The organism is Lentzea sp. NPDC054927, from assembly GCF_053610285.1.
In genome coordinates this window covers 70,807-94,615 of record NZ_JBSGXZ010000032.1, presented here as the reverse complement: position 1 = coordinate 94,615, position 23,809 = coordinate 70,807, and the positions used below count along the sequence as shown (strand labels likewise).

At 68.0% G+C, this 23,809-nt stretch carries 21 protein-coding genes; 10 read left to right on the top strand and 11 right to left on the bottom strand.

What is annotated here, in order from left to right:
* Nucleotides 1-107: 107 nt before the first annotated feature.
* Entirely contained in the window at nt 108-1,562 is a 1,455-nt protein-coding gene (locus ACWGE0_RS32350) for a glycoside hydrolase family 47 protein (protein WP_452264701.1), read from the bottom strand.
* Nucleotides 1,563-1,941: 379 nt separating this feature from the next.
* Here ACWGE0_RS32350 and ACWGE0_RS32345 point away from each other — a divergent pair, with 379 nt between their 5' ends.
* The 8 genes from ACWGE0_RS32345 to ACWGE0_RS32310 all read left to right on the top strand — a co-directional run bounded on the left by ACWGE0_RS32345 (nt 1,942) and on the right by ACWGE0_RS32310 (nt 11,559).
* On the top strand, nt 1,942-2,925 hold the full coding sequence (locus tag ACWGE0_RS32345; RefSeq protein WP_319966085.1) for a LacI family DNA-binding transcriptional regulator: 984 nt from the start codon (nt 1,942-1,944) through the stop codon (nt 2,923-2,925).
* Nucleotides 2,926-2,954: 29 nt separating this feature from the next.
* Nucleotides 2,955-3,953 carry a class I mannose-6-phosphate isomerase gene (locus ACWGE0_RS32340; protein ID WP_452264700.1) on the top strand — a complete coding sequence of 333 codons (999 nt, stop codon included), beginning with the start codon at nt 2,955-2,957 and terminating at the stop codon, nt 3,951-3,953.
* A complete protein-coding gene (locus ACWGE0_RS32335) occupies nt 3,950-4,714 on the top strand; it encodes an ATP-binding cassette domain-containing protein (RefSeq protein WP_452264699.1) in 765 nt (254 codons plus the stop codon). Before ACWGE0_RS32340 ends, ACWGE0_RS32335 begins: the two co-directional genes overlap by 4 nt.
* On the top strand, nt 4,714-5,754 hold the full coding sequence (locus ACWGE0_RS32330; RefSeq protein WP_452264698.1) for an ABC transporter permease: 1,041 nt from the start codon (nt 4,714-4,716) through the stop codon (nt 5,752-5,754). The genes ACWGE0_RS32335 and ACWGE0_RS32330 overlap by 1 nt, the downstream gene beginning before the upstream one ends.
* A 16-nt stretch (nt 5,755-5,770) precedes the next feature.
* Complete coding sequence (locus ACWGE0_RS32325) at nt 5,771-6,745, top strand: ABC transporter substrate-binding protein (RefSeq protein ID WP_452264697.1); 975 nt, start codon at nt 5,771-5,773, stop codon at nt 6,743-6,745.
* Nucleotides 6,746-6,938: 193 nt separating this feature from the next.
* Entirely contained in the window at nt 6,939-8,465 is a 1,527-nt protein-coding gene (locus ACWGE0_RS32320; protein WP_452264696.1) for an alpha/beta hydrolase, read from the top strand.
* Nucleotides 8,466-8,479: 14 nt separating this feature from the next.
* Nucleotides 8,480-10,018 carry an alpha/beta hydrolase gene (locus ACWGE0_RS32315; RefSeq protein ID WP_452264695.1) on the top strand — a complete coding sequence of 513 codons (1,539 nt, stop codon included), beginning with the start codon at nt 8,480-8,482 and terminating at the stop codon, nt 10,016-10,018.
* 11 nt (nt 10,019-10,029) lie between these two features.
* Entirely contained in the window at nt 10,030-11,559 is a 1,530-nt protein-coding gene (locus ACWGE0_RS32310) for an alpha/beta hydrolase (RefSeq protein ID WP_452264694.1), read from the top strand.
* Here the strand turns inward: ACWGE0_RS32310 and ACWGE0_RS32305 are convergent.
* The 3 genes from ACWGE0_RS32305 to wecB are packed head-to-tail and all read right to left on the bottom strand — an operon-like array spanning nt 11,544 to nt 15,204.
* Nucleotides 11,544-12,158, bottom strand: coding sequence for a hypothetical protein (locus tag ACWGE0_RS32305; protein WP_452264693.1), 615 nt, complete (start codon nt 12,156-12,158; stop codon nt 11,544-11,546). The genes ACWGE0_RS32310 and ACWGE0_RS32305 overlap by 16 nt on opposite strands.
* An 11-nt stretch (nt 12,159-12,169) precedes the next feature.
* Entirely contained in the window at nt 12,170-13,951 is a 1,782-nt protein-coding gene (locus ACWGE0_RS32300) for a DUF2334 domain-containing protein (protein WP_452264692.1), read from the bottom strand.
* Complete coding sequence (gene wecB, locus ACWGE0_RS32295) at nt 13,948-15,204, bottom strand: non-hydrolyzing UDP-N-acetylglucosamine 2-epimerase (protein ID WP_452264691.1); 1,257 nt, start codon at nt 15,202-15,204, stop codon at nt 13,948-13,950. Before wecB ends, ACWGE0_RS32300 begins: the two co-directional genes overlap by 4 nt.
* Before the next feature lie 346 nt (nt 15,205-15,550).
* Between wecB and ACWGE0_RS32290 the strand changes: the two genes are divergently transcribed.
* On the top strand, nt 15,551-16,873 hold the full coding sequence (locus tag ACWGE0_RS32290; RefSeq protein WP_452264690.1) for a glycosyltransferase family 2 protein: 1,323 nt from the start codon (nt 15,551-15,553) through the stop codon (nt 16,871-16,873).
* Between the two features lie 11 nt (nt 16,874-16,884).
* Here the strand turns inward: ACWGE0_RS32290 and ACWGE0_RS32285 are convergent, their stop codons facing one another.
* The 5 genes from ACWGE0_RS32285 to ACWGE0_RS32265 all read right to left on the bottom strand — a co-directional run bounded on the left by ACWGE0_RS32285 (nt 16,885) and on the right by ACWGE0_RS32265 (nt 22,156).
* Nucleotides 16,885-17,538, bottom strand: coding sequence for a response regulator transcription factor (locus ACWGE0_RS32285; RefSeq protein WP_319965940.1), 654 nt, complete (start codon nt 17,536-17,538; stop codon nt 16,885-16,887).
* Nucleotides 17,529-19,037, bottom strand: coding sequence for a GAF domain-containing sensor histidine kinase (locus ACWGE0_RS32280; protein WP_452264689.1), 1,509 nt, complete (start codon nt 19,035-19,037; stop codon nt 17,529-17,531). Before ACWGE0_RS32280 ends, ACWGE0_RS32285 begins: the two co-directional genes overlap by 10 nt.
* Before the next feature lie 361 nt (nt 19,038-19,398).
* On the bottom strand, nt 19,399-20,007 hold the full coding sequence (locus ACWGE0_RS32275; RefSeq protein WP_452264688.1) for a hypothetical protein: 609 nt from the start codon (nt 20,005-20,007) through the stop codon (nt 19,399-19,401).
* Nucleotides 20,004-20,954, bottom strand: a complete 951-nt coding sequence (gene meaB, locus ACWGE0_RS32270; RefSeq protein ID WP_452264687.1) for a methylmalonyl Co-A mutase-associated GTPase MeaB — start codon at nt 20,952-20,954, stop codon at nt 20,004-20,006. The genes ACWGE0_RS32275 and meaB overlap by 4 nt, the downstream gene beginning before the upstream one ends.
* A gap of 11 nt (nt 20,955-20,965) precedes the next feature.
* Nucleotides 20,966-22,156: an acetyl-CoA C-acetyltransferase gene (locus ACWGE0_RS32265; RefSeq protein WP_452264686.1), complete on the bottom strand. Its 1,191-nt coding sequence runs from the start codon at nt 22,154-22,156 to the stop codon at nt 20,966-20,968.
* Nucleotides 22,157-22,280: 124 nt separating this feature from the next.
* On the opposite strand from ACWGE0_RS32265, the gene mce reads away from it, so the two are divergent.
* A complete protein-coding gene (gene mce, locus ACWGE0_RS32260; protein ID WP_452264685.1) occupies nt 22,281-22,727 on the top strand; it encodes a methylmalonyl-CoA epimerase in 447 nt (148 codons plus the stop codon).
* On the opposite strand, the gene ACWGE0_RS32255 is transcribed toward mce, so the two are convergent.
* Both ACWGE0_RS32255 and ACWGE0_RS32250 read right to left on the bottom strand, forming a co-directional pair.
* Complete coding sequence (locus ACWGE0_RS32255) at nt 22,690-23,274, bottom strand: TetR/AcrR family transcriptional regulator (RefSeq protein ID WP_452264684.1); 585 nt, start codon at nt 23,272-23,274, stop codon at nt 22,690-22,692. The genes mce and ACWGE0_RS32255 overlap by 38 nt on opposite strands.
* 69 nt (nt 23,275-23,343) lie before the next feature.
* Nucleotides 23,344-23,703: an SPW repeat domain-containing protein gene (locus ACWGE0_RS32250; protein ID WP_363781209.1), complete on the bottom strand. Its 360-nt coding sequence runs from the start codon at nt 23,701-23,703 to the stop codon at nt 23,344-23,346.
* Nucleotides 23,704-23,809 lie beyond the last annotated feature (106 nt).

The window sequence follows — 23,809 nt, the reverse complement described above, 5'->3', positions numbered from 1 at the left end:
GGTCAGACCGCCGCTACCTACCACCAACAGGACCTCTCACCACGTGGACCGGGTCTGAGCGCCGCCGCCGCCAAGTGATCGGCGCTCAGACCCGGAGCGTGCGGCCCCTACCTCTTGGCGCCGAGGAAGATGTTCCCCTCGGTCGACAGGTAGTGGCTGGTGTAGTCGAACCGGCGCGCGTCACCGAAGATCAGCCAGTAGTACTTGAGCTGCTCGGACCACCAGTACCCCGGGCAGAAGTCGCCCTTCGCCCCGGTGGTGACGTCCGTCAGGATCGTGTACCCGTAGTTGGTCTTCGAGGTCCGCTTCATCTCCTGGTAGTGCCGGTACGCGCGTTGGCGGTACACCTCGTCACGCGTGGCCAGCCACAGGAAGAACGCACCGTCGGCGTACTCCGGCCGGAGCTGGTTGCCGACCGAGGTCGGCCGCAGCGACGTGTAGTTGATGCCCTCGGGCAGCACGCCGTAGCGGTCCTGAACGGCCGTCCAGGAGTCGTGGTAGGAGCGGCCGCGTGCGATGTCACCGCTCTCGGCGAACAGGCCGCCGAAGAACGCCGCCAGCTCGCTTTGGGTTCGTGAGTCGCGGCGGCCGGTGAAGGCGTCCACCTGCGAGAACCACAACCGTCCGCCGACGACGTCTGTCTGGTGCCGCAAGATCGCGCGGAGCAGGACGTCCCACCACTGCTTGAGGTCGCGGTCGCCGAACAGGTGCCAGCCGTCCCAGAGGTACTCGTAGTAGGAGTCGGCGGGCGGGCCGATCGTGGCGATGCGGTTGCGCCAGGCGCCGGTTTCGGCGTGCACGTCCCACGGCAGCAGGTCGTAGGACGTGCGACGGTCGAAGGTGACCTTGAGGGCCTTCTTGGCCGCGTTGTAGTACTTGCGGTCGCCGGTCCACTTCGAGAGCGACCCGAACTCCGTGATGTACGTGCCGGTTTCGGCGAGGTTCGTCTCCGGCGAGGAGACGGCTCCCGTGCGCAGATTGACGTAGCGGTAAGGAATTCCGGTCGGCGACTTGGTGAAGGCGACCAGCAGGCGGTCGCCCAGGTCCCGCGCCAGGGACAACAGGGCCGGGTCGCCGCTGACGTGGTAGGCGGAGAGCAGGCCGCCGAGCATGCGGATGTTGGTCTCGAACACCTGGAAGGAGGCGTTCACGTCGAAGTTCAGGTTCGCCTTGACCCAGCGGACGCCCTCGGCGAACTCGGCGTCGAGTTCCATGAGCCACAACGTGTCCAGGGCTTCGACGACGGTGAGGCCCATCGGGTGGCCGGGGACGAAGAACTCCTCGAAGCCGCCCGACACCGGTTTGATCTGGTCGTGGCCGAACGCCCGGTCCACATAGGACCGCCAGGCCCAGCGGACCTCGTTGCGCACGTCCTCGGCGACGGCACGCCAGCCACCGGGAGGCGGCGCCAGGGCCGTGGCGCCGATGGAAGGAACCGCGCCGCCGTCGGCCGATGGTGGCGGCGCGGATGGAGACGGTTGGGCAGCAGCGACACCGGGCAGTCCGACGAGCCCGGCGGCACCGAGAAGGCTCAGAACACTTCGGCGTGGCAGGTCACGCATGGTTCAGCTCCCCTCGCTCAGCGATTTCGTGTCGGTCGTCCGGTCACCCCTTCTCGGCGGATTCGGCGAAGCCCAATTCGCCGAGAAGGAGTCGGCCGGACGACCGACTTCTCGACGAAATCGCCGCCGTGCCGAAGGCGAGGCCGTCAAACACTGACAACGCTGTCTGTCACCGATCCTTGCGGAGCGCACACGGTCGTGGTCAAGACCAGTCGGGCCACCTGTCTCGTTCAGGACAGCAAGTGCGGAAATGAAGAGCCCCTTGACCGGTTCCGGAACGGTTGACAAGGGCGTAAAGGCGAGGTGAGATACGCCCACTATGACAACGTTGTCCCCCATCGGACCGGTAGCCGGTCAGCGCAAGGTGCGGCGCGCGACGATGAACGACGTCGCGCGGCTGGCGGGCGTGAGCATCAAGACCGTCTCGCGCGTGGTCAACGACGAACCGGGCGTGCACCCGTCCACCGCCGAACGCGTGTTGGCAGCCATCGACCAGCTCGGATTCCGGCGGAACCTGAGTGCCCGCAACCTGCGCCGAGGCTCGTCCACCGGCACGATCGGGCTGGTGCTGGAGGACGTCGGCAACCCGTTCTACTCCGGCGTGACCCGCGCTGTCGAGGAAATCGCCCGGTTGCGCGGCAGACAGGTGATCTCGGGGTCGTCGGACGAGGATCCCGGGCGGGAACGCGAGCTGGCGCTGGAGTTCTGCAGCCGCCGGGTCGACGGGCTGCTGATCGTGCCCGCCGGGTTGCAGCACAGTTACCTGGTGCCGGAGATGCGCGCGGGCACGCCCGTGGTGTTCCTGGACCGGCCGGCGGGCGACGTCGTGGCGGACACCGTGCTGGTGGACAACATCGGCGGCACCGTGGAGGCGGTCACCCATCTGGCTGCACATGGGCACCGCCGCATCGCGTTCCTCGGGGACGCGCCGGACATCTTCACCGCCAACGAGCGCTTGCGCGGCTACCGCGAGGGCTGTGTGCGTGCGGGCATCGGCTACCACGAGGAACTCGTGGCGATGGGGCCGCACGACGAGAGCAGCGTGGCCACCACGTTGCAACGGCTGCAAAGCATGCGCGAGCCCGCAACGGCCGTGGTGGCCGGCAACAACCGCATCACCGTGCACATCCTGCGCGCGCTCGCCGGTTCCGCCGAACGTCCCGCTCTGGTGGGCTTCGACGACTTCGAGCTCGCCGACCTGTTGTCGCCGCCGGTGACCGTGATCGCGCACGACGCGAGCGCGCTCGGCAAGGCGGCCACCGATTTGTTGTTCGCCCGCTTGGACGGCGACAACTCGCCACCGCGCCGCGTCGTGCTGCCGGTGCGTTTGGTGCCACGAGGATCCGGGGAGGTCCACGCGTGAGTTCTGGTGTTCTCCACCAGCCTGTCAACTTGCCCGCCAACCAGCCGAAGCAGTTCTACCGCGGTGGTGAGGCGATCGCCGCACTGCGCGGTGGCACCAGCGGCGACTTCGGCCCGGAGGACTGGGTTGCGTCGACGACAACGCTGTACGGACGCAGTGATGCCGGGTTGACAACGTTGCCGAACGGTGTGCTGCTGCGCGACGCGGTGGCGGCGGACCCGACCGGGTGGCTCGGGCCCGAGCACGCGGCGAAGTTCGGCGCGGACACGGCGTTGCTGGTGAAGCTGCTCGACGCGGGCCAGCGCCTGCCCGTGCACTGCCACCCGTCGAACGCCTTCGCGGCCTCGCACCTGAACTGCCGTCACGGCAAGACGGAGGCGTGGATCGTCGTCGGCACGACCGGCTCGGACCCCACCGTCTACATCGGATTCCGCGACGACGTGCCGGCGGAGACGGTCGCCGACTGGGTCGCCACGCAGAACACCGCGGCGATGCTGGACGCGCTGAACCCGGTCTGCGTCCGGGCCGGTGACACGGTTTTCGTGCCCGCCGGTGTCCCGCACGCGATCGGCGAGGGCGTGTTCATCGTCGAACTGCAGCAGCCGACCGACTTCTCGGTGACGCTGGAGTGGCAGGGCTTCCTGGCCAACGGCGACATCGGCCACCTCGGCCTCGGCTACGACGTCGCGCTCGACTGCGTCGACCGGCAGGGCTGGGCCGGTCAGCTGGACAAGCTGGTGCGCCAGACGTCCGAGAAGTGGGCGCCGTCGGTCGATCTGCTCGGCCACGACGCGGACCCGTTCTTCCAGGCCGACCGCCTGCACGTGGAGGGCTCCTTCGCACTGGAGCCGTCGTTCGCCGTGCTGGTGGTGCTGGAGGGTGCCGGCCAGCTCGGTGAGCTGGAGGTGCACAAGGGCAGCACCGTCGTCGTGCCGCACGCGGCCGGCGAGATCGGGCTGACCGGTGACCTGGTGGCGATCCGCTGCCGACCGCCCGTACTGTCCACAGTGGAGGGTGTAACGCCATGAGCCAGCCGTTGCTGGAGGCTCGTGATCTCACGAAGAACTACGGCACCGTGGAAGCTCTCCGCGGTGCCGCGTTCAGCGCCTATCCCGGCGAGGTCGTGTCGCTCATCGGCGACAACGGCGCGGGCAAGTCCACCCTGGTGAAGTGCCTGTCCGGGGTGGAGCAGCCGACCAGCGGAACCCTGCTGTTCGACGGCAAGCCCCTCGTCCTGAGCTCTCCCAACGACGCCCGCGACCGGGGCATCGAGACCGTCTTCCAGGACCTCGCGGTCGCGCCGGACCTCGACCCGGCCGCGAACATGTTCCTGGGCAGGGAGATCCTCAGGTCCGGCCCGCTCGGCTGGCTCGGCGTGCTCGACAAGAAGGCGATGCGCCAGCAGGCCGCCGAGCACTTCAGCCGGTTCGGCGCGACGCTGCAGAGCATCGACGTGCCGATCGCGGCGCTGTCCGGTGGTCAGCGCCAGTCCGTCGCGGTCGCGCGGTCGGTGGCGTGGGCGTCGAAGCTCGTGTTCATGGACGAACCGACCGCCGCACTCGGTGTGGTGCAACGGGAACGCGTGCTGGAAGTGATCAAACGGGTGCGCGACGAGGGCATCGCGGTGGTGCTGATCTCGCACAACATGCCCGAGGTGCTGTCGGTGTCCGACCGCGTCGAGGTGCTGCGCCTCGGCCGTCGCGTGGCCCGTTTCAAGGCCGCGGACACCAGCGTGGAAGAGCTCGTCGGCGCGATGACCGGCGCGCTGACCCAGGAGGACGCGGCGTAATGACGACCGATGAGAAGACAACGTTGTCTAACTCTTTGTCGGACGAGCGGCGCACCCCGCTGCTGAAGCGTTTGACCGGTGCGAACACGCTGTGGATCGGCCTGGTGCTGCTGGTGCTGGTCGCCGTGTTCGGCGCGATCCGCCCGGACGCGATCTTCCAGGTGACGACGCTGCAGTTCCTGCTCGCGGAAACCGCTGTGCTGCTGGTGCTCTCGGTCGGCATGACGTTCGTGATCATCACGTCCGGCATCGATCTGTCCGTCGGTTCGGTGCTGGTGTTCGCGAGCGTCTCGTCCGCGATGGCGATGAACTCGGTGTCCGGCGGCGACGCGACGAACGCGGGCTGGGGCGTGATCGCGTTCGGCCTGCTGGTCGCGGTGGTCAGCGGAGCGGTGTGGGGACTGCTCAACGGTTTGCTGATCTCCCGCGCGAAGATCCCGCCGCTGATCGTGACCCTGGGTTCGTTCGGCGCGGCGCAGGGCGCGGCCCTGTTGCTGAACAACGGTTCCAACGTGTCCGGCATTCCGGACAAGCTGAACACCACCTTCGGTTCCGGCACGTGGTTCGGCATCCCGAACATCGTGATCGTGGCCGTGATCGTCACCGCCCTCGGCGCGTTGCTGCTGTCCACCACGCGCTTCGGCCGCTACACCTACGCGGTCGGTTCCAACGAGGAGGCGGCCCGGCGCGTCGGCATCTCGGTGCGCGGCCACCTGACGAAGGTGTACCTGCTCGCGGGCACTCTCGCGGGTCTCGCGGGCTTCATGGGCAACGCGTTCTTCCGGGTCGCGGTCGTCACCGGCCACGAGACGGACAACCTGAACGCGATCGCCGCCGTCGTCCTGGGTGGGACGAGCATCTTCGGCGGCATGGGTTCGGTGCTGGGCACGGTCTTCGGCGTGTTCATCCCGGCCGTGTTGGAGAAGGGCCTCGTGATCATCGGGGTCAAGGAGTTCTGGCAGCCGATCGCCGTGGCGATCGTGCTGGTGGCTGCCGTGTGGCTGGACCAGACACGGCGGCGGGCGCGCAACCAACGTTAGGGAAGGTGCTGGACCAATGAAGATCCGCTCCGCAGTGGCAATCACCGCCGCTTTCCTGCTCACCGCGTGTGGCGGAGGCGGGCAGATCGGTGACTCGAATTCGGGCAACTCCGCCGCGAACAAGAAGCTGGTGCTGATCCCCGGCATCTCGGCGGAACCGTTCTACATCTCGATGCAGTGCGGCTTCCAGGACGCGGCCAAGGCGGCGGGCTACGAGTTCGACACGCAGGCTCCGGCCAAGTTCGACGCGGCCCAGCAGACCCCGATCGTCACGGGCGTCCTGGCCTCCAAGCCGGCCGCGGTCCTGATCGCGCCGACCGACGACAAGGCCATGGCCGGTCCGATGAAGCAGCTCAAGGACGCGGGCATCAAGGTCGTCGAGGTCGACACCAAGCTCCAGGACACCTCGATCGGCGTCTCCTCCATCTCGTCCAACAACGAGCAGGGCGGCAAGCTCGCCGCCGAGACGCTCAACAAGCTCGCGGCCGGCAAGTCCGGCTCGGTGCTGGTCCTGAACACCAAGGCCGGCACCTCCACGACGGACGCCCGCGCCAAGGGGTTCGAGGACGCCATCAAGGCCTTCCCGAACCTCAAGTACATCGGCCAGCAGTACACCGACAACGAGCCCGCCACCGCGGCCTCGAAGGTGACCGCGACCCTGGCCGCGAACCCGGACCTGATCGGCGTGTTCGCGACGAACCTGAACACCGGTGAGGGTGCCGCGACCGGTCTGCGCAACGCCGGCAAGACCGGTGCGGTGAACCTGGTCGGCTTCGACGCCTCGCCGAAGCAGGTGAAGGACCTGCAGGCCGGCTCGGTCCAGGCGCTGATCGCGCAGGACCCCGGCACGATCGGCAAGCAGGGTGTCGAGCAGGCGCTGGCCGCGATCGACGGCAAGGAGAACAAGCGCAACATCGAGACGGACCTGGTCGCGATCACGAAGGACGACGCGGCGGCCAACTCGAAGTACTTCTACAAGGAATCTTGCTGATCCACGACTGACGCCGAAGGGCCGTTCCCATCCAGGGGACGGCCCTTCGGCCGTTCGGCCCCCTGATGACGCATGTCATGGCCGCTTGGCCGCGTTGGGCTAAGACCAGAGTTGTACGAGTCATCACCCTTCAGCCGATGTTCAGGATCACCAAAAGCGATGAGCTGGACACACGCTGAAGGGGGATCAACCAATGCATCGCAGGAAAGTCGCGACGGCACTCGCCGTCGTCACCGCAACGTCGCTGCTCATCGCACCACAGGCCCAGGCAGCACCCACCCAGCAGATCCAGTGGCAGAAGTGCTTCGACACGCCACCGCCCAGCTTCCCGCCGGGTTCGGAACGGCTGGAGTGCGGCAGCTTCACCGCGCCGATGGACTGGAACAACCAGAACAACGGCAAGACCATCACCATCGCGGTCAGCAGGCTCACGCCGCTGAACGGCACCGCGAAGAGCACCGTCTTCACCAACCCCGGCGGGCCGGGCGGGCCCGGTCGCACGTTGCCGCTCGTCTACCTGGACCGGCCGAAGCTCAGCGAGAACGCCGAGATCATCGGCATCGACGTGCGCGGCACCGGCGCGAGCAGCAACGTCACCTGCGGGAACTCCAACGCCGACAGCACCGCCGATCCGCGTGACCGCAGCAAGGCCAACCTCGACCTGATCTACGGCACGATGGAGCTGCACGCCAAGTTCTGCCAGACCAAGTCCGGCGAGTTCGGCAGGTACGTCACCACCGACCAGACCGTGAAGGACCTGGACCTGCTGCGCCAGGTGCTCGGCAAGAAGAAGGTCAGCTGGCTCGGGTACTCCGGCGGCAGCTGGATGGGCGCCTACTACGCCACCTACTTCCCGAAGACGCTCGACAAGATCGTGCTCGACTCCAACGTCGACTTCACCGGGCCGTGGCAGCCGATCTTCGACGACTGGGGCATGGGCTTCGAGCGCCGGTTCCGCGTCGACTTCCTGCCGTGGGTGGCGAAGTACGACAGCGTCTACCACCTCGGCAAGACCGGCGAGGAGGTTCGCCAGTCGTACGAACGCACGCGCGCGAAGCTCGGCGAGCAGCCCGTCACGCGACCGGAGGGCACCTACTACGCGGTGACGCTCGACTTCCTGCTGCGGGGCGCGATGTACAGCAAGGACGCCTTCGCCGGTGCGGCGCAGACCATGGCCGAGCTCGCGGGCACGGCCCAGCCGCAGCTGACGGCCCAGGCCAGCTACCCGGACGCGCAGAACGGCACGGCGTACTCGATCATCTGCAACGACACCCCGTACCACGGCAACAGGAAGTTCCTGGAGCGCGAGGCCGCCGTCAACGGCGCGAAGTGGCCGCTCGTCGGCTACACCCAGATCATGGGCCCCTGCGCGTTCTGGGACCGGCCGAACGTGAACCTGAAGCACCCCAACGGTGTCGGTGTCGCGCCGACGTTGATGGTGCAGTCGGTGCGCGACCCGGCGACGCCGCTCGAAGGCGCCCAGGCGGCGCACAAGAACTTCAAGAACTCGGTGCTGCTCACCGTTGAGGACGAGGGCGACCACGGCATCTACGGGTTCGGCAACAAGTGCGTCAACGACATCGTCGAGCGCTACCTCGTCGACGGCGTCACGCCCGCGAAGGACCTGAAGTGCCCCGGGGTTCCGCTGCCCGCGCCCGGTGAGGCCGCGCAGAACCCGCTCACGAAGGCACGGCAGCTCGCCACCCAGCTCGGTTGGTAGAAGAGGGGGAACCGATGCACCGCAAGAGAATCGCGGCGGCGCTCACAGTCGTCACCGCAACGTCTTTGCTGATCGCTCCACAGGCACAGGCCCAGAACAGCCTGGCCAATCAGGAAATCACGTGGCAGAAGTGCTTCGACCCGGTCCCGCCCGGTTTCCCGCCCGGCGCCGAACGGTTGCAGTGCGGCAGCTTCACCGCGCCGATGGACTGGAACAACCCCCGCAACGGCAAGACCATCACGATCGCCGTGAGTCGCACGGTTCCGTTGAACGGCAAGGCGAAGACCGCGGTCTTCACCAACCCCGGCGGTCCCGGCGGCGAAGGACGCACGTTGCCGATGGTCTACCTGAGCAGGCCGAAGCTGAGCGAGAACGCCGAGATCTACGGCATCGACGTGCGCGGAACGGGTGCCAGCAGCAACGTCACCTGCGGCATGTTCGACACGCTCGGCTCGACCGACCCGCGCGACCGCAGCAAGGCCAACCTGGACCTGATCTACAGCGGCATGGAGCTGCAGGCCAAGTTCTGCCAGACCAAGTCCGGCGAGCTCGGCCGCTACATCACCACCGACCAGACGGTGAAGGACCTGGATCTGCTGCGCCAGGTGCTCGGGCGCAAGAAGGTCGACTGGCTCGGGTACTCCGGCGGCAGCTGGATGGGTGCCTACTACGCGACCTACTTCCCCAAGACGCTCGACAAGGTCGTGCTGGACTCGAACACCGAGTTCACCGGCCCGTGGCAGACGGTGTTCGGCGACTTCGGCAGGGGTTTCGAGCGGCGATTTCGCGTCGACTTCGCACCGTGGGTCGCCCAGCACGACGACGTCTACCACCTCGGCAAGACCGGTGAAGAGGTGCGGCAAAGCTACGAGCGCACGCGCAAGAAGCTCGCGGAACAGCCCGTCACCCTGCCGGAAGGCGTCTACAGCGCGGTCACGCTGGACCTCGTGCTCGTCCAGGGCCAGTACAGCAAGTACGCGTTCGACGGCGCCGCGCGGAAGCTGGCGGAACTGGCCGGTGCGGTGCCCGCGCAGATGAAGGCGCAGGCGAGCTACCCGGACGCGGCGAACGCCACGCTGCACTCCATCGTCTGCAACGACACGCCGTTCCGCGGTGGCCGCAAGTTCCTGGAGCGTGACGCGGCCCAGGACGGCGCCAAGTGGCCGCTGCTGGGCTACTACCAGATCATGGGCCCCTGCGCGTACTGGGACCGGCCGAACGTGAACCTCAAGCACCCCAACGGCATCGGCGTCACGCCGACGCTGATGGTGCAGTCCGAACGGGACGCGCCGACGCCGATCGAGGGTGCCCGCAAGGCACACGCCGGGTTCGCCGGCTCGAGGATGCTGACCGTCGAGAACGAGGGCGACCACGGCATCTACGGGTTCGACAACGGCTGCGTCAACGACGTCGTCGAGCGCTACCTCGTCGACCGCGTGACGCCGGCCAAGGACCTCTCCTGCCCCGGAGTGCCGCTGCCCGAACCTGGCACGCAGCAGGCCGGTCCGCTGGAGCAGGCGCGGAAGCTCGCGGTTCAGCTCGGCTGGAAATGAGGGGAAAACCGATGTACCGCACGAGAACCGCGGCAGCACTGGCTGTCGCGACAGCGACATCCCTGCTGCTCGCGCCACCGGTACAAGCGCAGAGCGGCCTCGCCGACCAGGAAATCCAGTGGCGGCAGTGCACCGACGAGCCGGGTTTCGAACGGCTGCAGTGCGGTGAGATCACCGCACCGATGGACTGGCACAACCCTCGCAACGGCAAGACCATCACGATCGCGGTCAGCCGCACGGTTCCGTTGAGCGGCAACGCGAAGACCACGGTCTTCACCAACCCGGGCGGACCGGGCGGCGCCGGACGCACGTTGCCTCTGGTCTATCTGAACAGGCCGAAACTCAGCGAGAACGCCGAGATCGTCGGCATCGACGTCCGCGGCACGGGTGGCAGCGACAACGTCACCTGCGGCAACTACCAGCACCGGCTCGCGACCGACTGGCGTGACCGGAGCAAGGCCAACCTCGACCTGATCTACGGCGGCATGGAGCTGCAGGCCAGGTTCTGCCAGACCAAGTCCGGCGAACTGGGCCGCTACATCACCACCGAGCAGACCGTGCGCGACCTGGACCTGCTCCGCCAGGTCATGGGCCGCAAGAAGATCAGCTGGCTCGGCTACTCCGGTGGCAGCTGGCTGGGCGCCTACTACGCCACGTACTTCCCCAAGACCCTCGACAAGATCGTGCTCGACTCCAACACCGAGTTCACCGAGTCGTGGCAGAAGGTCCTCGACAACCTCCCGGCCGGCGCCGAACGTCGGTTCCGCGTCGACTACCTGCCGTGGGTGGCGAAGTACGACAACGTGTTCCACCTCGGCAAGACCGCGGAGGAGGTGCGCCAGAAGTACGAAGCGACGCGCGCCCAGCTGGCCCAGCAACCCGTCACGCTGCCTGACGGCACCGTCGTGACCCCGGTCCTGCTGGACGCACTGATCTTCACCGGCCTGTACGACAAGGACTCGTTCGAGGCCACGACCGTCCTCTTCGGGTACATCGCCGGCATCCAGCCTGCTACCGCGGCCAAGGCTCAGCCGCCCAAGCAGTACCCGGACTCGGTGATGGGCACGCAGATGTCGATCCTGTGCAACGACACCCCGTTCCGCGGCGACCGCAGGACTCTGGAGCGTGAGGGCGCCAAGAGCGTCAAGCAGTACTCGCTCGTCGGCGGCTACCAGATCACCGGCCCGTGCGCGTGGTGGGACCGTCCTGACGTGAACCTCAAGCGCCCCAACGGTATCGGCGTCGCGTCGTCGTTGATGGTGCAGTCCGTGCGTGACCCCGCGACGCCTCTCGAAGGCGCGCAACGGGCGCACCGGAAGTTCGCGAACTCGCGCCTGCTCACCGTGCAGGACGAGGGTGACCACGGCATCTACGGGTTCAGCAACGACTGCGTCAGCGGTGTCGTGGAGAGCTATCTCGTCGACGGCGTGGTGCCGGCGAAGGACCTGAGCTGTCCCGGGGTGCCGCTGCCGGCGCCCGGCGAGGGCACGGGCAACCCGCTCACCAAGGCGCGGCAGCTGGCGGTTCAGCTCGGCTGGTGAACCTCCAGCACCGCCTCGGACAAGGTGGTGTACCAGGGACTCTCGGTGAACCGGGGGCCGGTCTCCTCGCCCAGATAGAGGTCGATGTGCCGGTCCCCGCCCAGCCCCGGCGTGAACTCGTCGGTGATCTCCCACGACGAGGCCGCGAGCTTCTGGCAGACAGCGAAGTCGACGTTCGCACCCTCAGGCGTCTGTCCACACGAGACGAGCTTGATCCGTGAGCCGGTCTTCAGCCCGTCGGCAGCCGCGGACACGAACGGCTTCAACGGCTTCCCGAACGCGTCACGCGGCTCCGAGTCGAGCCAGTAGCCCTTGTCGTGCGACCAGTTGAGGTACCGCCCGGAAGCAGTCCGCCCGGTACCTTCGTCCTTCACCGCCTTCGCGAACGACTGCGGAAACGTGCCGAGCAGGTCCTTGCCGTTCTCGCAGTCGATGACCAGGCACCCTCGCACGGGCACCGACGATCCGCTGTGGAACGACTCGACCGCCGTGTAGTAGACGGTGACCTGCCAGCCTTCGTCCGTGCCACCGGGTGTGGGTGGGCCGACCTGACCGGCGGAACATCCGGCCAGGACCAGCACCACCCACAACCAGCGCACCAAACCTCCTGTTACCCGGCCATCACCGTGCCGACGGACGCGAACGTGTAGCCCGCGCTCCTCAGCCCGTTGACGGTGTCTCGCAGGTACCCGGTACCGAGGTACGGGTGGTAGAAGAAGCTCGCGACACCATCATCGACCACCTTGAGCTGGTTCGCCGTCTTGACCAGGTCGGCCGGCAGGCGGGCGGGGTGGTTGTTGAACGGTTCGGGCTCGACGTTGCCCACCGCTTCCGGCGCCACGACGGAGCCGTAGACGTCGCGGACCAGGTACGGGAAGTACTGGCCGTAGATCTTGTCGTACTGCGGCGCACCGGTGCCGCACGCGCCGCCGGGGCAGTACCCGCCGAAGTACAGGCCGCGGTCGTAGCGCTTGCCGAAGTTCTGCTGGATGACCTGGTAGTCCACGGCCGACGCGGCGTAGTGCGGCGGCTCGAAGATGGTCGGACGGGGGAAGCCCGCCAGCGCGAGCGCCGTCGACGCCGAGTTGATCCTGCCCTGCATCCACGACGCCGAGTCACCGGGGACCGGGCCGTCGTAGATCACGCTGTCGTTCTCGTTGACGTGGGCCATGTAGAACTCGAAGTCGTTGCCACTTCGGCCGTCGTACGGGTTGATCGCCTTGCCGAACTGGTGCGTGTAGCCGTGCATCAGGATCGTGCCGCCGCGCTGGGTCATGTACCGCAGTGCGTTCACGACCTGTGGCCGCTGCGCCAGGTTCGCCGCCTCGGGCACGCCGTTGTTGTCGGCGCCCAGCGGGTTCTCGAAGCGCGGGTAGACCGCGATGCTGAACGGGATCTTCTGCGCGTACAGGTAGTCGGCGACCGCGCGCAGCTCGTTCGGGTCGGCGTCGGGGCCGACGTCCTCGATGCGCACCAAGGCCCGTTTGCGGTCGGCCATGGTCGGGTTCGACACGCGTGAGATCAGGTCCGCGGCGGCCAGGTAGCGGTCGCCGTGGTCGACGTAGCTGAACGGGATCTCGCCGATGTAGGTCAGGTTCTTGGCCTTGGTGGCCCAGTTGATCGGGCCGGCCGCGGAACCGTTCGCGATCGCCGGTGCCGACGCGATCGCCGGGTTGGTGATCGAGGTGATCATCAGGCCGGACGGGGTCGCGAGGGCGTTGCGGCCCAGGTCGGTGTTCTCGTACCGGACCGTGGTCGCGGCACCGAAGTCGTATTGCACCCAGTTCCAGCCGTAGGTCGTCTGGAAGCTCGGCGCACGGGCGGTGAGCTGCCAGATGTTGCTCGCCATCCACAACACCGGCTTGGTGGTCGCCAGCACGTCGTCGAGGAACGCCACCGGGATCGGCTCGTCGTAGGTCGAGCCGATGTAGATCACGCCGGTGTAACCGGAGATCTCCCCGGCGGTGTAGGCCCCGACCGGGTGCATGACGTACGGGCTGCCGTGCGAGACGAGGTTGCCGGCCTGCACCGCGTACGCCTCACCGAGCCACGCCCACGGGCCGGTGTTGTCGTAGAGGACCAACGTCTTCTGCGTCGACTTCGCGCCGGGCGCACCGCCGCCGTTCGTGCCGGTCGCGGCGGCCTGGGCCGTCGCGGACAGGCCGAGGGTGCCGAGCACCGTCGAGATCACGCCGGGCTGCGTCGTGCGCTGGGCGATCCGGGTGCTCGTGGTCGAAGGCTTCGTGGGCGGCGCGGGCGGTGCGGGCAGCACGCTGTCGACGAGCTCACCGACGTTCTCGACGAGGGAGAGCGGCGCCGCCTGAGCGGGCGCGGGAACCATGGCGACCGCGAGGGCTACCCCGACGGCCAACTTGAAAAGTCTGGCCTTCATGCCACATCCACCTCTCCCGACACGCGCACAGTCGCGCTGCCGGCGTACGGAGCAAACTCAACGGGTCGTTGCTGCTGAAGGCCCAGCAGCCAGGCCAACGCCTGTTCGGTGCGCACGGACGCGAGGCCGTCGCCGAACGGATTGCCTTCGGCGGTCATGACCTCGCGTGCGGCGGGGTTGTCGAGCAGCTGGACGGTGAGCGACGTGATCCGCTCGCGGTCGGTGCCGACGAGCACGGCGCAGCCCGCGGTGACGGCCTCCATCCGCTCGGTCACGTCCCGCAGCACCAGAGCCGGGACGCCGAACGACGGCGCCTCCTCCTGGATGCCGCCCGAGTCGGACAGCACCAGCGTGCACTGCGCGAGCAGCCGGGCCATCTGCGCGTACGGCAACGGATCGGTGATCGTCACGCGGCTGACTCCACCCAGCACGTCCATCACCTGCTGCCGCACGGCCGGATTCGGGTGCGCCGGCAGCACGATCTCGACGTCGGGCCGAGCCTCGACGATGTCGGCCACCGCCCGCAGCACGCGGTCGAGCGGCTCGCCCCACGACTCGCGGCGGTGCGTGGTGACCAGCACGAGGCGCGACTGCCCGCTGTGGACCCGGTTCTCGATCTCCTGCAGCCGGGAGTCGCCGTACGGGGCACGGCGGGCGGCCACGTCGAGCACGGCGTCCACCACGGTGTTGCCGATGGTCAGCACGTTGTTGCCCCGCAACGACTCCGCGGCGAGGTGCGCGGCGGAGTCGGCGGTCGGCGCGAGGTGCAGCGAGGCGAGCTGGCCGACCATCTTGCGGTTCCCCTCCTCGGGGAACGGCGAGGTCAGGTCGTGCGAGCGCAGGCCTGCCTCCAGGTGCACGACGGGGATCTGCTGCCAGAACGCGGCGAGCGCGCCTGCCAGCGTCGTCGTCGTGTCGCCCTGGACGAGCACGGCGGCCGGCGACCGTTCGGTGAACAGCCGGTCGAGCTCCTCGATCAGCTGGCTGGTCAGCTCCGCCTGGCCGCCCGTGACGCGGTTCAGCTTGAGTCTGACGTCGGCCGCGAAGCCGAACGACTCCAGGGCCTGCTCGACCATTTCCGGGTGCTGCCCGGAGTTCACCAGCACGGGCCGGATGCGCCCGCCCGCGAACATCGCGGCGGCGACCGGCGCCATCTTCACCGCCTCCGGGCGCGTTCCCGCGACGAGGAAAACTTCGGGAACCTGGCCCCGGTCGAACTGCCGAGGGCCGGGCACCAGGGCACTTAGTCCCATCTTTTACCTCTTTGGACTCTTCAGGCACGCGCGGCGAACGTGCGCCATCACATGTAGCGACTAGATGGTCGCTCACAATCAATTGGTACCCGCGTCGAGCAGGTACCGCCATATCGGTGATTAGCTTGACGAACTTCGTGTAACGAAGGTGCATTCGTCCCCGATATGGCCGGTTGACGCTCCGCTTCACCAGCCTCTAGTCTCGCCTCGAACACCAGCTCCCGGCCTTGCTGTCTGGTATTTCGCACCGGCCCAGCGCATCGTTACCAGGAGCAGCAATGCCTCAACTTCACATCCGGTTGGCTGTTGTTGCCAGCACAACCGCTTTTGTAGACAGGTTTGTGTCATGAGTGACACGACACAATTCGCGACGTTCATGTTCGTCCTGCTCGTGTTTTGGCCCAGTTACAACCTGGTGCTCGCACTGTTCGTCTGGTGGCGCCCGAAACCGGGTGGACCAGAAGTTCCGTCACGGCATCCGTTGCAGTACTGGATCATCATTCCGGCGTTGAACGAGGAACGCGTTGTGGCCAACACAGTGCGTTCCGCGCTCGCGTTGGACGGCGCGCGCACACCCGTTCAAGTCGTCGTCGTGGACGACGGCTCTGACGACCGCACTCCGCACGTGCTGGCGGAGATCGACGACCATCGGCTGCACGTGCTGAGACGCAACCCGCCGGAAGCCCGAAAGGGCAAGGGTGAGGCGCTGAACCACGCGTTCCGGTACATCCGCGGCATCGCCGAGGAGGCCGGCACCGTGCACCGCACGATCGTCGGTGTGATCGACGGCGACGGCCGCGGCGAGCCCGGCATGCTGTCCGAGATCACGGCGTACTTCGCACAACGCGCTGTCGGCGCCGTGCAGTGCCGTGTCCGCATTCACAACCGGACCAACCTGCTGGCGTTCCTGCAGGACCTGGAGTTCAGCTGTGTCGTGGACGCCTCGCAGTCGTTGCGCGACGTCGTCGGCACGGTCGGGCTGGGCGGCAACGGCCAGTTCGTGCGGCTGTCGGCGTTGATCGGTCTCGGCGACGCACCCTGGTCCGCCTGTCTGGTCGAGGACCTGGAGCTGGGCCTCCGCGTCCACCTGACCGGCCAGCGCATCCGGTACGCCACGCACGCGACGATCACCCAGCAAGGGCTGACCGACGTGCAACGGTTGCTGCGCCAGCGAACCCGATGGGGTCAGGGCAACCTGCAGTGCCTCGGGTACGTGCCGAAGCTGGTCAGGGCCAAGCACGTGGGATCCGTCGCGCTGATGGAGTTCCTGCAGTACCTGCTGACGCCGTGGCTGGTCGCGCCGATGACGTTGCTCATCACCGCGTTGGTGGGCTTCAACTTCTACGCGCAGCTCAGCGGCCACGACTTCGGCGGGGTCACCGCCGGCACCGCGAACACCCTGCTGGCGTTGGGGATCTGGTTCGTGGCACTGGTGCTGCCCGGCCTGATCTGGGGTGTGGTGCACCGGCTCAAGCACGGTGACGAGCCGTTGTTGCGCTGCCTCGCGGTCGGCCTGGCCTATCCGCTGTTCCTGATCCTGGGCTCGATCTCCACGTTGCGCGCGCTCTACCGGCACTTCGCGGGCCGCAACGCGTGGGCGAAGACGGAACGGCTGGCGGAGAAGGAAGTTCCGGTGCTGAGCGCGGCACCGGTTCCGAAGATCGCTTAGCCGGAAGGTAGCTAGAACGTGCCGGGGTGGGTGCGTCTGCGCCGGGCCGCGTAGACGCCCGCCTCGGTACGGCGGTCGAAGCCGAGCTTGTGCAGCAACGACGACACGTAGTTCTTCACGGTCTTCTCGGCGAGGAACAGCCGGTTCGCGATCTGCCGGTTCGTCATGCCCTCGGCGATGAGGTCGAGGATGCGGCGTTCCTGCGGGCTCAACGCGGCATAGCGCGGATCTTCCTCGGGTCCGCCGCGGAGCCGTTGCAACACGGTCGCCGTGACCCCGGCGTGCAGCAGTGATCCACCCGAGGCGAGCGTGCGGACGGCGGCGACGAGATCGTTGCCGGAAACCTCTTTCAGCATGTACCCGGACGCGCCGGCCATGATCGCGCCGAACAACGCCTCATCGTCCGAATAGGACGTGAGCATCAGGCAGGCCGGCGGCGGCTGCACCGAACTGCGGATCTCCCGGCACACGGTGACCCCGTCGCCGTCGGGCAGCCGGACGTCGATGATCGCCACGTCGGGTCTGAGCCGCGGCGCCTGGGCCACCGCGGCGGCCGCACTGTCCGCCTGTCCCACGACGTTGATGTCGTCGGCCTGCGCCAGCAACTGCACCAGCCCGCGCCGCACGATCTCGTGGTCGTCCACCACCAGCACCGCTATCGCCATCTCGCCTCCTGCAGCACCAGCGGGGCGAACCAGGTGATGCCCACACCCGCACCGGGGATCGAGTCCACCGCGCAGTCGCCGTGGTGACGCCGCGCACGCGCCGCCATGTTCGCGAGCCCGCCCGCGTGATGGGGCACGCCGCGGAAATCGTCAGCCAACGGCAAGCCTCTGCCGTCGTCCTTGACCGTGAGCTCCAGCCGGGTCATCGTGCGGTTCACGCTCACGGCGACAGCGACGTGCTTCGCTCGCGCGTGACGCACCACGTTCGTGAGCGCCTCCCGGAGCGTGGCCAGCAGATCGGGCCTGAGCTGGTCCGGCACCACCGAGTCCAGCGGCCCTTCCAACGACACGTCGGGCTCGAACCCCAGCAACCGCGCGGACTCGTGCACCGCGTTGAGGATCTGCCCGCGCAGGCTCGTGCCCCCGGACGGCGGTTCCTGCAGGGAGAAGATGGTTCGGCGGATCTCGCGGATCGTGTGGTCGACCTCCTCCACGAACCCGCTGATCCGTTCGGAGAGCTGAGGCCGGGCGGTCATCCCGGTCAGTCCCTGCAACCCGAGCCCGAGCCCGAACAGCCGCTGGATGACCAGGTCGTGCAGGTCCCGCGCGATGCGATCCCGATCCTCGAGCACCGCCAGCCGTTCGGTGTCGCCCTGTGCCCTGGTGAACTCCAGCACCAGCGCGGCCTGGGCGGCGAAGGCCTCGATCAGCTCGGGGTCCTCGAAGCTGGGTCCGTCCTTCGGTCTCGCGAGGATCAGCACACCGATCGTGCGTTCGCCCACCGCCAGTGGCACGACCGCACACGGACCCGGCACCGTCGGCACGGTGCCCTCGGCGTGGCACTCGGCCTGGCCGGACTCGTAGACGCGGTAGCTCACCGAGCCTTCCTTCGGCACGCGCATGCCCTCGGCGTCGAAGGTGCCGCCATCGGCGACCTCGATGACCAGATCACCGTTGTGGTCGGGGAGCACCACTGCGCTGAAGTCGGCGTCGGCGGTCCTGCGTGCCGTTTTCGCGACCAGGTAGAGCGCGTCTCTGCCGTTCGTGCCCGTCAGGAGGTTGGTGGTCACCTCGGCGGCGGCGCGCAGCCAAGCCTCACGCTTGCGCGTCTGCTCATAGCGGTCCAAGTGCCCAACTGCCGATCCCGCGGCTGTCGCCAGTGCGGTGAGGGTGTCCCGGTCCTGGTCGGTGAACTGGTCCTTGCCCGCCAGGAAGAGATTGCCGAAGGTCTCGCCGTGGACCTTGACGGGCGCGCTGAGGAAGTCCGCTACGCCGATCGAGCGCGGGTCACCGGCCGTGATGTGCGTCTGGCCGTCGTGCTGCGTGAACTCGAGCAGCTCCTTGTGACCGTTGATCACAGCCAGCGCACCGTACGGGGCTCCGACCAGCTCACATGCCGACTCGACCACGTGGCGCAGGAGATCGGGGAGGGTGTCGTCTTCGGCGAACGACAGCACGACGTCCAGCACCCGCTGTTCCGTGCTCACGTTGCCGCCCACGGCTTCACCCCTTGGGGGGATAAAAGTGACACCGTACGAACGACCGAGAGTAACTCCCCAGAGTAGTCAAGGGGGAGACCATCACTGCAAACAGTGAAAATGAAGACTACTCAGAGTAGAGATTGGTCTCAATTGGTGGTCGGCGCGTGATGGGGACTGCGGTTGGTCACCGGCGCGCATGCGAGTGTGACGAGTGGGGTCGGCCGGGCGGGTGGGTCGGTTGCGCGACCGGGTTCGACGCGCGGGGTGGGCTTGTGTCCGCCGGGCGAGTGCGCCGGTGGGCTTGGGCTGACCGGGCGAGTGGGCTTGGACGCGTCGACTGGCCGTGTTCCACAGCTCCACGGGGTGCCTGGCGGGTGGCTCAGTGCAGGCCGACCGTGAAGCCCTCGTCGATCACGCCCCGGTAGATCTGCGGCGCGAACATCCGCAGCCCCTGGTCGATCGGCCCGATGAACCCCGCCGAGTCCCCCAGCGGCAGCCGGTACCCGTTCTGCACGCGGTGGAACTCCCACAGGGGCTCCATCGTCGGGTGCGCCGGGCGGAACTGCTGCGGGTCGCGCGGGTGCAGGTCGACGCGGACCAAAGTCCGGCGGACCAGTGCGTCGGCCAGTTGGACGGCGCGTTCCTGGGTTCGGGAGATCGAGATGGCGCCCAGCTCCTGCCAGCCGACGGCCCACGGCATGCCCTGCGGGTCGTCCAGGCGGATGCCCTGTTGCTCGATGATCAGTTTGCGCGGGCGGGAGATGGTCTTCCACTTCACGACGGCCATCACGCCGATGAAGGTGAAGGCGATGCCGATGATCGCCGCGATGCTGCCGCCGACGGGTTCGCCGTCCACGAAAGCGGTCACGGCGCCGACCAGGGCGAGGATGCCCAGCACGCCGGCGACCGAGCCGCCGATCAGCACTTTGCGGGTGTCGCTCTTGCCGAGGTCGATGACAACAGGTGGAGGCGCTCCCCAAGCGGTCATGGCCGCAGATTACCGCTGATCAGCTGCTCCGCGGCGGCGAACGGGTCCAGTTCACCCGCCACCACGCGCTTGGCCAGCTGGTCGACCGGGCCGAAGCGGGTGCGCACTCGTTCCACGGCGATCGCCTCGATTTCGGCGCCGGCGCGGCGCAGGCGGCGTTCGGTCAGTTCGCCGTGCTCGGCCATCCAGGCCTGATGTGAGGCGATGGCCTCTATTACGCGGTCCAGGCCTTCCATGCGGGCGGCCACGGTCTTCACCACCGGCACGCGCCACTGCGGGCCTTCGCGGTCGCGGCGACCCAGGGAGATCATGTACTTGAGGTCGCGCGCCGTCTGGTCGGCGCCGTCGCGGTCGGCCTTGTTGACCACGAAGACGTCCGCGATCTCCAGGATGCCGGCTTTGGCCGCCTGGATGCCGTCGCCCATGCCCGGGGCGAGCAGCACCAGGGTCGTGTCGGCCAGCGCCACGATCTCGACCTCGGACTGCCCCACGCCGACGGTTTCCACGAGGATCACGTCGAAGCCGGCGGCGTCCAGTACGCGCAACGCCTGCGGGGTGGCCCAGGACAGGCCGCCGAGGTGGCCGCGGGTGGCCATCGAGCGGATGAAGACGCCGGGGTCGGTCGCGTGGTCGCCCATCCGCACGCGGTCGCCGAGCAGCGCGCCGCCGGAGAACGGGCTGGACGGGTCGACGGCGATGACCGCCACGCGCTTGCCGTCCGCGCGGAAGGCACGCACCAACGCGTTGGTGGACGTCGACTTGCCGACACCGGGTGCGCCGGTCAGACCGATGACCTGAGCGTGGCCCGTGTGCGGAGCGAGGGCCGCCGCCACCAGAGGCAGCTGAGCACTCCCCTGCTCCACCAGGGAGATCAGCCTGGCGACCGCGCGCGGTTCGCCGTCACGCGCGCGGTCGACCAGTCCTGCTACGTCAACGACCTTGGCCACAGCCAAAGACACTAGGCCTTGGCAGGCACGCGGATGATCAGAGCGTCGCCCTGACCACCACCACCGCACAGGGCCGCCGCGCCCACGCCGCCGCCGCGTCGCTGCAGCTCGAGAGCGAGGTGCAGGGCGATGCGGGCGCCGGACATGCCGATCGGGTGGCCCAGCGCGATGGCGCCGCCGTTGACGTTGACCTTGTCCTCGGACACGCCGAGCTGACGGGCCGACACGATGCCGACCGCCGCGAACGCCTCGTTGATCTCGACCAGGTCGAGGTCGGCGGGCTCGATGCCCTCCTTGGCGCAGGCGGCCTTGATCGCGTTGGACGGCTGCTCGTGCAGCGAGGCGTCCGGACCGGCGACGACGCCGTGCGCGCCGATCTCCGCGATCCACTCCAGGCCCAGTTCCTCGGCCTTGGCCTTGCTCATCACGACGACGGCGGCCGCACCGTCGGAGATCTGCGACGCCGAACCCGCGGTGATGGTGCCGTCCGCGGCGAACGCGGGACGGAGCCTGCCCAGCGTCTCCGAGGTCGTGTCGCCACGAACACCCTCGTCGGTGCTGAACAGGATCGGGTCACCCTTGCGCTGCGGGATCGCGACCGGCGCGATCTCCTGCTCGAAGACGCCGTTCTGGGCGGCCTTCGCGGCGAGCTGGTGCGAACGCGCGGAGAACGCGTCCTGCTCCTCACGCGTGACGTCGTAACGGGCGTTGTACTTCTCCGTGGAGACGCCCATCGCGACCTGGTCGAACGCACAGAACAGGCCGTCGTGCGCCATGTGGTCCTGGAGCTGCACGTCGCCGTACTTGAACCCGCTGCGCGACTTCGGCAGCAGGTGCGGCGCCTGCGTCATCGACTCCTGGCCACCGGCCACGACGACGTCGAACTCACCGGCGCGGATCAACTGGTCAGCCAGCGCGATCGCGTCGATGCCGGACAGGCACACCTTGTTGATGGTCAGCGCGGGCACGCTCATCGGAATCCCCGCGGCGACCGCGGCCTGGCGGGCCGGGATCTGGCCGGCGCCCGCGGTGAGCACCTGACCCATGATCACGTACTGAACCTGCTCGGGAGCCACGCCCGCGCGTTCCAGTGCCGCCTTGATCGCGACGCCACCGAGCTGGGCGCCGGAGAAGTCCTTGAGCGATCCGAGCAGTCGACCCATCGGGGTGCGCGCCCCGGCGACGATGACGGAACCGGACACAGCTGCCTCCATGGAAGAGCGAACGGTCGTTAACTAGGCACCATACCCGCGGCTACTGGGCGGTAATCGTGTGAGCCCACGCACAGACGCACCTGCACCGATCAGGTAGTTACCCTTCCCTCCCATGAACGCAGACCTCGCTCGATTCGTGACCGCGATCGACCACGTGGGCATCGCCGTGCCCGATCTGGACGTGGCGATCGCGTTCTACCGCGACAACTTCGGTCTCGAGGTTGCACACGAAGAGGTGAACGAGGAGCAGGGCGTTCGCGAAGCCATGCTGCACGCGCCCGGCGACCACGAGGGCACCGCGATCCAGCTGCTGGCGCCGCTGAACGAGGACTCGACGATCGCCAAGTTCATCGGCCGCTCCGGCCCCGGCCTGCAGCAGCTCGCCTACCGGGTGTCCGATGTGGACGTCGCGGCGGACGCACTGCGGGACAAGGGCCTGCGCCTGCTCTACGACCAGGCGCGACGCGGCACGTCGAACAGCCGCGTCAACTTCGTGCACCCGAAGGACGCCGGCGGCGTGCTCATTGAGCTGGTCGAACCTGCGGCGGCGAAGCACTAGCCCGCTGCAGCGCACTGGCCACGAACGACAGCTCGCGATCGATCGGGTCCTCCTCGTCGCTGTGCCGCGCCACCGAGTGCCGGTAGCTCACGGCCAGCGCGAGGAGTGCCGCGGCCGCTTCGACGTCCTTGATCGCCACCGCCGCACCGCCCGCGGCGAGGATGACCTGCTTGATCTGCGCCGCGACGTTGTCGTAGCGCGCCTGCATCGCGTCGCGGACCGCTGAATGCGTATCCGCTTCACGCCACAGCAGGTGCGACAGCAGCGGTGAGGCGTTCAAACGCGCGTCGAGTGCCGCGACGAGCCTGCGCAACGACTCCGCGATGTCTCCCGCGACGACGACCCTGCGGTGGTCAACCGTGCTGTCCGGAAGCCGTGCGACCAGTGCGGCCAGCAGGTCCCGTTTGCGGTTGAAGTAGTAGTGCACCAGGCCTTTGGGCACGCCGGCGCGTTCGGCGATGCGCGAGGTCGGGGTGGCGTCGAAGCCCGAGTCGGCGAACAGCTCCTCGGCCGCGGCCAGGATGCGCTCCTTGGCCGAATCCTCCACGCGTTCCTCCCGCGAAACATGAGTGTGTGGGCCCAAGAACTCTCCTGGGCCCACAGGTTTTCCGACTGATCAGTGCGGCTGAGCCGCTGCCGAGTGTGCGGCGTTCGCGGCGGGCATTGCGAGCGCCCCCGCGGCCACGGTGAGCACACCACCGACCCAGGACGCCCACGAGGCCGCCGTCATGTCGGTGTAGCTCATCACCCACGGCGAGATGAACAGCAGTGCGCCGAGCACCATCTGCACGTACTCCCCGTAGATCATCGCGGGCATGGCGAGGTCGACGAGTCCGTCGATCGCGATGAGCGCGCCGAGCACGATCATCGTCCACATGGCCGCGTTCGAGGTGTCCACGACGAGCGGAGACAGCAGCACCAGCACGCCGATCGCTACCTCTGCCCAGTCCTGCCACCTGGTCCACGCCTTGGTCATCTCCACCACCTCCTCCTTCTCGGACCCCTTCGATGCTCCTCTTGGTTGGCCGCCCGGTCAACTCTTCTGAGTGGAATCCCTCACAAGCGGGATTCTGAATCGGTTA